The sequence below is a fragment of the Cognatishimia sp. genome (assembly GCF_964229375.1).
Taxonomy (GTDB): Bacteria; Pseudomonadota; Alphaproteobacteria; order Rhodobacterales; family Rhodobacteraceae; genus Cognatishimia.
On record NZ_CAXREH010000019.1, the window covers coordinates 18,651 to 27,938 of the forward strand.

Genomic DNA, 9,288 nt, shown 5'->3' on the forward strand with positions numbered 1-9,288 from the left:
GATGAACAGCGCTGTTCAAACCAAAGGCCGCTACATGGCGACAGAGCTGCAAGAGGCGGTAGACGTCTTCTGCACGGCGGCAACTCAGGATGTTGTGGGTGAAATCGACACCTTGGGTCTGCGCGATGCGCGGGCGTTTTACACGATCGCACGGGGCTCGTCTGATGCGGCTGCAAATATCTTGTCCTATGAATTCATGCGCGAGCTTGGCGTTGGCATGACCTCTTTGCCGCCGTCGGTCTTTTCCGTAGGCGAAGGGATCTCGATGAAAGGCGCTGCTGGCCTTGTGATTTCTCAGTCCGGTGCCAGCGAAGATCTGATCTGTGCGGCGCGCGGTATGCGCGAAAACGGCGGCGCGGTTGCGGCCATTACGAACGTTGCAGGATCTGGCGTGGAAAGCGTCGCGGACGCGACCGTCAGCATTTCGGCAGGCGAGGAGAAGGCAGTTCCGGCCACGAAAACCGTCATCGGGTCTGTTGGCGCGGGGCTTGCGCTTTTGGCTGCTCTCAAGCCTGACTTTGCGGCAAAACTGACCGCGTCAGTTGAGGCCTTTGCCGGTGTCGGCAACCTGTCGCATGACGACCACCGTGGTCTGAAATCTGCCCTGCTGCGCGCGCGCCACGTCTATGTAGTCGGGCGTGATACCGGCTTTGGTGCTGCCCATGAAGTGGCGCTGAAGATCAAGGAAACCTGCGCCATCCACGCCGAAGCCTATTCTGCCTCTGAAGTGCTGCATGGTCCTTTGCAGTTGGCGACAAACCCGCTGTCGGTTCTGGTGCTGGACAACGGCCTGGAGACCGCGCGTGAGAGCATCGAAAACGCCGTTGCGCGATTTGAAAAAGCCGGGGCCGACGTGCATCGCGTGACCCCAACTGTATCCGGCCTGACACCAGCCGCGGCTGCCGCGGCATTGTTGCGCCATTTGTATCCCGTAATTTTGGATGTTGCGTTGGAATTGGGTCTTGACCCTGACGCACCCGAAACTTTGTCAAAGGTAACTGTAACGCGATGACGTTAAAAGACACATCGGAATGGGCCACCTGGTCAGAAATCCTATCACAACCAGAGACATGGCGGTCTTGGGCCAAGGATTTTGATGTCGAAAGCCACAGACAGTGGATCGCATCGCAGGACTTTGACGAAGTGTGGTTCTGTGGGGCGGGCACCAGCGCCTTTATCGGTGAAATCATTGTTGCTGGCTTGGAAGAACAACGCGGTCAACACCACCTACGCGCGGTGGCGACGACGGATTTGGTAGCGCGCGCGCCTGCTTATCTGACAGGCCGCAAGCCTTTGGTCGTCAGCTTTGGGCGCTCGGGCAATTCGTCCGAAAGCGTGGGCACGTTGGATGTGCTGGATGCTTTGGCACCGGATGCACCGCGCCTGAACATCACCTGCAACGCAGACAGCACACTTGCGTCACGTGTCACAGACGCAACCAAAGTGATCGTGCTGCCATCTCAAACCCACGACACCGGGTTTGCGATGACCAACAGTTTTTCCACAATGCTGATGACGGCGCTTGCGCTGTTCTCAGACGGCGGCGACCAAAACGCGCGCCTTACCCGCGCAGCCGAGGGGTTTGACCACGTCTATGCCCTGATGATGGGCTATATCGGAGCCGCGCCGGACCGGGCGGTGTTTCTGGGAACCGGGGCCATGTGCTATGCGGCCCGCGAGGCCGCGTTGAAGGTGATGGAGTTGTCCGCTGGCAGCATTCCCTGTTTGTGGGACACGCCGCTTGGCTTTCGCCACGGACCCAAGTCCTTTGTTAAAGACGGCACTGAAATCGTTGTCTTCACCTCGCTTGATCACCCATCGCAGCTTTACGAAGCTGACCTGATCGCAGAGCTGAAAGAGCAATTTCCAAGCTGCAAAGTGATCACGATCGGGCCTGATGCCGATATCGATCTGCCGCATCCAGACGGGGCCGTATGGGCCGCGCCGAATGCAGTTCTCTATGCGCAGCTTGCAGGTGTCACCTGGGCTGAAAAGATGGGCTATAACGTTGATAATCCGTTTGAAGGGCAGGGCACGTTGACCCGCGTTGTGTCGGGCGTGAAACTCTACAGCGTGACCCCATGATTGCTTTTGCCGGCATAGATCTTGGCGGTACCAAATCCGAGGCCCAGCTGTTTGACAAAGACTGGCAACTCGTGGAGCGCCAGCGTGTGTCAACGCCCGCGAGCTATGAGGCGCTGGTGCAAACGGTGGCCGAACAGGTCGTTTGGTGCAAGACGCAAGCGGGCGCACCGCTTCCGGTTGGTGTCGGGGCCGCAGGGCTAGTGGATGCCGACGACAATGCCTTTACCGCGAACCTGCCAGCAATGGGCAAGCCCCTGCCGCAGGACATCGCGAAGGCCGCAGATCATCCGATCACCTATATCAACGACTGCCGTGCGCTTGCCTTGTCCGAAGCGGCCTTTGGCGCAGGTCAGGGCTATGGCACCGTGATGTCCCTGATCCTGGGAACAGGTGTGGGCGGCGGTGTTGCCTTTGATGGTCGTCTGCGTGATGGCCCGACCCATCTGGGCGGTGAATATGGCCATGTCGCAGCCTCTGCTGCGGTTGTTGCCGAGCATAATTTGCCCATTTATCAATGTGGCTGCGGCCGCAAAGGATGCATCGAGGCCTATATCGCAGGCCCCAGCCTTCAACGCATGACGCAGGATCTTTTCGGGGCGTCTTTGACCCCGACCGAGATTGGTCAGCAAAAGGATCAGGCAGGCGCTGCGCAAAAGGTCTGGAACATCTGGTTGGATCTGACGGCGGACCTGCTGTTGTCTCTGATCCAAGGTGTGGATCCCAACATTATCGTCATCGGCGGTGGCCTGAGCCAGATCCCATGGATCGAAGTGGATCTTACAGCGCGGATGAAAGAAAAACAGCTGTCCGGATTTGGTGTGCCAGGCGTTGTACGTGCATCGGGCGGAGACGCCAGCGGCGCGCGCGGCGCAGCCCTAGCTGCTGCACAGGAGGCGGGCCATGTCTAGAATATTGCAGGACATTGTGGCGCGAAACCGTGCGGGTGAACGTGTCGCCATTCCATCTGTTTGCTCGGCGCAAGCGGATGTGCTGCGCGCATCACTGATTTGGGCGCAACGCAAGGATCGCCCTCTAGTGATCGAAGCAACGTCAAATCAGGTGAACCAAGACGGCGGCTATACCGGCAAAAAGCCTGCGGATTTCGTGGCAGACATTGATGCGCTGGCAGAGGCCAACGGTATCGACCGCGAGCGGATTGTGTTGGGCGGGGATCATCTGGGGCCACAGGCCTGGCGCGCGATGCCTGCTGAGCAGGCCATGGACAAAGCCCGCGTTCTGGTCGCTGACTATGTCAAAGCGGGCTTTGAAAAGATCCATCTGGACTGCTCGGAAGGATGCGCCGGAGAGGCCGCGCAATTGCCTGACTCTGTGACCGCCGCGCGCACAGCGGACCTTGCGCAGGTCTGTGAAAATGCGGCCGCGCATGGTGACACGCTCTATGTGATTGGCACCGAAGTGCCTCCTCCGGGGGGCGCGCGGGTTGATGAAAGCGGCGATATCCCCGCGACCAATCCCGAGGCGGCGCAGGCGACACTGGATGCGCATGAGCAGGCGTTTGAAGAATTGGACCTTGCGGGGCTCAAGCCAAGGATCGCAGGGCTGGTTGTGCAACCGGGCGTCGAATTTTCGCCAACGGATGTGCATCACATGCCGAAGGATCGCGACCCCAAGCTGCGGGCCGTCATGATGAATTGGCCCAACATGTGCCTTGAGGCGCATTCCACGGACTACCAGACGCCAGACACGTTTAAACGTCTTGCGACACTGGGTTTCGGCTTTCAAAAAGTCGGGCCTGCGTTGACATTCGCCTATCGGCAAGCGCTCTATGCTTTAGATCAGGCTTTGCAGATCGCAGGGCGCGGTGTCGGGCTGATCGACACGATGGAACAGGTAATGGTAAACGAGCCAGGGTATTGGCAGGGTCACTACGCGCCGGACAATAAACTGGCGCGTCACGTCGGGCTGGCGGATCGGATCAGGTATTACTGGCCACATCCGACGGCACAGCAGGCGATTGCCACACTGCGCCAGAATGCTTCTGAAACATCTTTGCCAGATCCGCTGCTGTGGCAGGTCTTTGCGCCGCAAGTGCTGGAGCGGGCCGAGCAGTTGCAGGGCACGCAGGTGCAACGCTTGATCGATGCCCAGATTGAACTGGCGCTAGACCCTTATGACGTTCGGGAAGAGGAACAGACAGATGACTAAGACATGGCTGCTTCCTGAATGGGTCTTTGATGGCGAAACTTTGCTGAACAACAAGGCCCTCTGTGTATCGGACGGCAAGATTTCCGATGTCGTTGATGCGGATCAGGCGCCCTCTGGTGCGGTGGCCCTTGCAGGGATCGTGGCACCCGGGTTCTTGGATCTTCAGGTCAATGGGGGCGGTGGTACGCTGTTTAATCAGACACCGACTCCTGAAGGCGTAGCAAGCATTGCCCAGGCGCATCGGGCCTATGGTACCGTAGGTATTTTGCCGACTGTCATCACAGATACGCCTGACGTTCTGGCGCAGGCGGTCGAGGCTGCGATTGCGGCCAAAGGCACGACGGGAATTCTGGGCGTACACATCGAAGGCCCGCATATCTCGGTGCCGCGCCGTGGAACGCATTCCGCGCATTTTGTGCGGGCGATGGATGACGACACCATCGCGCATGTCGCACGCCTAAGAGCGGCCGAAATTCCCGTGATGATCACCGTCGCACCTGAAACCACGTCATGCACGCAGATCGCGCAGTTGGCGGACTTGGGAGCCATCGTATCCATTGGCCATTCTGATGCGTCCTCAGAACAGACGCAGGCCGCGATTGAGGCTGGCGTCACATGTGCAACGCATTTGTTTAACGCAATGTCTCCGATGTTGAACCGCGCACCGGGCGTGACCGGCGCCGTGATCAATTCGCACGTGACCGCAGGTATCATTGCCGATGGCATTCACGTTGCCGATGACATGATTGCGCTAGCTGTGCGGGCGCGTCCCAAGGCAGATCTGATGTTCATCGTCTCGGACGCGATGCCCACAGTTGGCGGGCCAGATCACTTCAACCTGTACGGCAATGATGTCTATCTCAAAGATGGCCAGTTGGTGAACGCCGAAGGCAGCCTCGCCGGAGCGCATCTTACACAGGCGCAGGGCGTACATCATCTGGTGAACGCGGTGGGTCTCAGCCGGCAAGAGGCCCTAAGAATGGCTGTGACGATCCCTGCTTCGGTGATCGGTCGCTCTGATCTAGCCGCCCTGAAGGGGCGGGCGCTGGAGGACGTCATTCAATTGGCCAACGATATGAGCTTTGCAGGCTTCCTGTCCGAAACCCTCGCGCAGAAAAGCGTGAAATCCGCGGAAAGCGTCGAAAGCTAAGACTTTCAAAAGGGTGGCTGGGCGACGGGTGTCCATCGCCCGGCATGTTATGGCGTGGGGCTTAGGCGCCCGCGATTTGATCGGCTTTTTCCACCAGAACTTCTGCCTGACGGATCGATGCATAATCAATCAGACGCCCGTCCAGCGAGACGGCACCTTTGCCTGCGGCCTCGGCCTCGGCCATCGCTTCAAGAATACGCTTGGCCTTGGTCACCTCGGCGTCGCTTGGCGACATGACCTGATTGGCCAGCTCGATCTGGCTGGGGTGGATCGCCCATTTGCCTTCGCATCCCAATACAGCTGCACGTTTGGCGGCGGCCAGATATCCGTCTTTGTCCTGAAAATCCCCGAACGGTCCGTCAATCGGACGCAGACCGTTGGCGCGTGCAGCCACGACCATGCGTGCCAAAGCATAGTGCCACATGTCGCCCCAGTGGACGTCTCGGCCTCCGGCTGCATCAGGGTCTGTCAGAACAGAATAGTCAGGGTTCACGCCGCCAATGATCGTGGTGCGCGCGTGCGTCGATGCAGCGTAATCGGCAACCCCGAAATGCAGGCTTTCGTTGCGCCTAGAGGCGGCGGCGATCTCGTGCACGTTTTGCATGCCAAGCGCTGTTTCGATGATGTGTTCAAACCCGATCCGCTTGTCATAGCCCATCGCGTCTTCGATCTGGGTAACCATCATGTCGATGGCATAGACGTCCGAAGCCGTGCCCACCTTGGGGATCATGATCAGGTCCAGACGTTTGCCCGCCTGTTCCACAACGTCCACCACATCGCGGTACATATAATGCGTGTCCAACCCATTGATGCGCACGGACATCGTTTTAGTGCCCCAGTCGATGTCATTTAGCGCCTCAATGATGTTCTTGCGGGCCTGTTCTTTCTCGTCGGGTGCAACCGCGTCTTCGAGGTCCAGAAAGATGACGTCGACATCAGACGCCGCCGCTTTTTCAAACATGCCGGGTTGGCTGCCGGGGACGGCCAGTTCGCTGCGGTTCAGGCGGCCAGGGGCCTGTTCAATGGGAAAGAAACTCATGAGCGTGATCCTTAGGTCTTTGGTTTCATGACGTGGGTCGCGTGCTTGGGCACGCAAAACAAAGGGGCGGAATTGCAGCCGAGTGACAGCATCGGCTGCAATTCCAACGCCCGCCATGTGCGAAAAGGGGTGAGCCATCGGCGGGCGACTTGGTCAGGAGGGGATCCTGACGCAAAGAGGGGGCGGATCAGATCACTCGGTCGCGCGGTGTCTGGCCTGAGAAAAAGTCCTGAAGGTTGTCCAGCACCCGCTCGCCCATGGCTTCGCGCGTTTCAATGGACGCGCTGCCCAGATGCGGCAGCATGACAAGGTTGTCACACTCCATAAGCGCCGGTGATATGCGGGGCTCGCCATCAAAAACATCCAAAGCTGCGCCGCCAATGGTGTCGAATGTCAGCGCCTGTATCAGCGCATGTTCATCGATGATTCCTCCGCGTGCCGTGTTGATCAGATAGGCAGAGGGTTTCATCAGCGCGAGGCGATCTGCGTTGATCAGATGACGATTTGCGGCCCCTCCGGGACAATGCAGGGACACAAAATCACAACGAGGCAAGAGGTCTTCGATCGAGCTGACCTGTTCGGCATTGCAATGCGCCAGAACGTCTGGGTCAACCTGACTGCGGCTGTGGACAAGGATTTCCATACCAAATCCGAAATGCGCCCGACGTGCCATTTCCTGACCGATCCGGCCATAGCCGATGATGCCGAGTGTCTTGCCGCTGACCTTGCGCCCCACCATGTGGGTTGGCCGCCAACCGGTCCACGCGCCACCGCGGACTTCACGTTCGCCGTCACCGGCGCGCCGTGCCACCATCAACATCAGCGTCATCGCGATGTCGGCGGTGCAATCAGACAGCACATCCGGCGTGTTCGTGACCACCAGCCCCTGCGCCTTTGCCGAGGCCTCGCAAATATGGCTATAGCCGACACCATAGTTCGCGATGATCTTGCAGCGCGCATTGGGCGCACTGAGGGCTTCCTCGGTCACGGTGTCGGTCACAGTCGGCAGGATCGCATCATGCGTCATCAGCGCGTCGCGGATCTGGGAAGGAGACATCGGAATGTCTCCTTCGTTGAGGGTCACGTCATAGCGCTCTTGCAGCTTGGCTTCGATTGCCGCAGGCCAGCGTCGCGTGACAAGGACTTTGTGGCGTTCCATCAGGCGACCTGTTTCTGCTGGGTGAGAACGCGTGCGATGGTCTCGCCGATCACGGCCGGGTTCTCGGCGACCGAGACGCCCGCGGCGGACAGGATCTGCACTTTCTCGGACGCGCTTTCACCAAAGGCCGAGATAATCGCCCCAGCGTGGCCCATTGTGCGCCCCTTAGGTGCGGTCAGACCCGCGACATAGGCAACCACTGGTTTTGTCACATGCTCCTGAATATAGGCAGCGGCTTCTGCCTCTTGCGGGCCGCCGATTTCACCAATCATCGCAATGACATGCGTGTCAGCATCCTGTTCGAACCATTCCAGAATATCGCGGAACGAAGACCCGTTGATCGGGTCTCCCCCGATGCCTACGCTGGTGGATACGCCCAGCCCAAGATCCTTAAGCTGCGCTGCGGCCTCATAGCCCAGCGTGCCCGAGCGACCGATGATCCCGACGTTGCCGGGCAAATAGATATGGCCCGGCATGATCCCCAAAAGCGCTTTGCCAGGGCTGATCGTGCCTGCACAGTTCGGGCCGGTCAGGATCATCCGCTTGTCGCGTGGATAGCGGTACATATAGCGTTTCACGCGGATCATATCCTGCGCGGGGATGCCGTCGGTGATGCACACACAATAGCGGATCCCGCCATCTGCGGCCTCCATGATGGAGTCTGCCGCAAAGGGCGGTGGCACAAACACCAGCGACGCATTTGCGCCTGTGGCCTCGACGGCCTCTTTGACGGTGTCAAAAACCGGAACACCTTCGACGACTTCACCGCCCTTGCCGGGAACGACGCCGCCAACAACATTGGTGCCATATTCCAGCATTTCTTTGGTGTGGAAACGCGCCATGCGACCGGTGATGCCCTGAACGATAACGCGGCTGTCGCGATCAAGAAGGATACTCATTTTCTAGACCTCAGTTTACGGACGCAACAGCGTCGTGTTTCCAAGCGGAAACCACACGCTCGGCGGCCTCCATCAATGTGTTTGCGCGGATGACCGGCAGGCCGGATTGAGCGAGGATTTTCTGACCTTCCTCGACGTTTGTGCCAGCCAGACGTACGACAACCGGAATTTCCAGGTTCAGCTCGCGCAGGACCTGTACGACGCCCTCGGCAACCCAGTCACAGCGGTTGATCCCGGCAAAAATGTTGACCAAAACCGCCTGAACATTCTTGTCAGACAGCACCAGACGAAAGGCTTTTGACACCCGCTCAGGCGAGGCACCGCCGCCGATGTCTAGGAAATTTGCCGGATCGCCTCCAGCCAGTTTGATCGTGTCCATGGTCGCCATGGCCAGACCTGCGCCGTTCACGATACAGCCTATGTTGCCGTCCAAACCCACATCGGCCAGCCCACGGTCCGCAGCACGGCTTTCGCGTGGGTCTTCTTGGCTTTTGTCGCGCAGTTCAGAGATCTCGGGACGACGGAACAGGGCGTTGTCGTCAAAGCTCATCTTTGCGTCCAGCGCCAGAACGCGGTCGTCGGTGGTGACAACCAGCGGGTTGATCTCGACCATGGTGGCGTCAAGGTCGCGGAACGCCTGGTAGCAGCCCTGCAGGGTGCGAACCATGTGCTGGGTCAGCGAAGGCTCGAGACCCAGTTTGAAGGCGATCTCGCGGGCCTGGAACTCTTGTAGGCCAACGGCCGGTTCCACAGTGGAACGCACGATGCTGTCGGGACGTTCGGCCGAGAT

At 59.1% G+C, this 9,288-nt stretch carries 9 protein-coding genes; 5 read left to right on the plus strand and 4 right to left on the minus strand.

The window, feature by feature from the left end:
- Position 1 precedes the first annotated feature (1 nt).
- From ACEQWH_RS01600 to nagA, 5 genes are read left to right on the plus strand one after another with little or no spacing between them, the layout of a single operon-like run.
- Positions 2–1,012 carry an SIS domain-containing protein gene (locus tag ACEQWH_RS01600; RefSeq protein WP_370227670.1) on the plus strand — a complete coding sequence of 337 codons (1,011 nt, stop codon included), beginning with the start codon at positions 2–4 and terminating at the stop codon, positions 1,010–1,012.
- Positions 1,009–2,085: an SIS domain-containing protein gene (locus ACEQWH_RS01605; protein ID WP_370227672.1), complete on the plus strand. Its 1,077-nt coding sequence runs from the start codon at positions 1,009–1,011 to the stop codon at positions 2,083–2,085. Before ACEQWH_RS01600 ends, ACEQWH_RS01605 begins: the two co-directional genes overlap by 4 nt.
- Positions 2,082–2,993 (plus strand): ROK family protein, encoded by a 912-nt coding sequence (locus ACEQWH_RS01610; protein ID WP_370227674.1) that lies wholly within the window; start codon positions 2,082–2,084, stop codon positions 2,991–2,993. The genes ACEQWH_RS01605 and ACEQWH_RS01610 overlap by 4 nt, the downstream gene beginning before the upstream one ends.
- The gene (locus ACEQWH_RS01615; protein WP_370227676.1) at positions 2,986–4,251 is read left to right on the plus strand and encodes a class II D-tagatose-bisphosphate aldolase non-catalytic subunit; all 1,266 of its coding nucleotides are present in this window, start codon (positions 2,986–2,988) and stop codon (positions 4,249–4,251) included. The genes ACEQWH_RS01610 and ACEQWH_RS01615 overlap by 8 nt, the downstream gene beginning before the upstream one ends.
- Complete coding sequence (nagA, locus tag ACEQWH_RS01620; protein WP_370227678.1) at positions 4,244–5,401, plus strand: N-acetylglucosamine-6-phosphate deacetylase; 1,158 nt, start codon at positions 4,244–4,246, stop codon at positions 5,399–5,401. The genes ACEQWH_RS01615 and nagA overlap by 8 nt, the downstream gene beginning before the upstream one ends.
- Before the next feature lie 61 nt (positions 5,402–5,462).
- On the opposite strand, the gene ACEQWH_RS01625 is transcribed toward nagA, so the two are convergent.
- From ACEQWH_RS01625 to ACEQWH_RS01640, 4 genes are all read right to left on the minus strand, one after another.
- Positions 5,463–6,440, minus strand: coding sequence for a CoA ester lyase (locus ACEQWH_RS01625; protein WP_370227686.1), 978 nt, complete (start codon positions 6,438–6,440; stop codon positions 5,463–5,465).
- A 187-nt stretch (positions 6,441–6,627) separates the two neighbouring features.
- Positions 6,628–7,599, minus strand: a complete 972-nt coding sequence (locus ACEQWH_RS01630) for a 2-hydroxyacid dehydrogenase (protein ID WP_370227680.1) — start codon at positions 7,597–7,599, stop codon at positions 6,628–6,630.
- Positions 7,599–8,498 (minus strand): succinate--CoA ligase subunit alpha, encoded by a 900-nt coding sequence (sucD, locus tag ACEQWH_RS01635; RefSeq protein WP_370227682.1) that lies wholly within the window; start codon positions 8,496–8,498, stop codon positions 7,599–7,601. Before sucD ends, ACEQWH_RS01630 begins: the two co-directional genes overlap by 1 nt.
- Before the next feature lie 10 nt (positions 8,499–8,508).
- The coding region (locus ACEQWH_RS01640; RefSeq protein WP_370227684.1) for an ATP-grasp domain-containing protein at positions 8,509–9,288 on the minus strand (780 nt) is incomplete at its 5' end.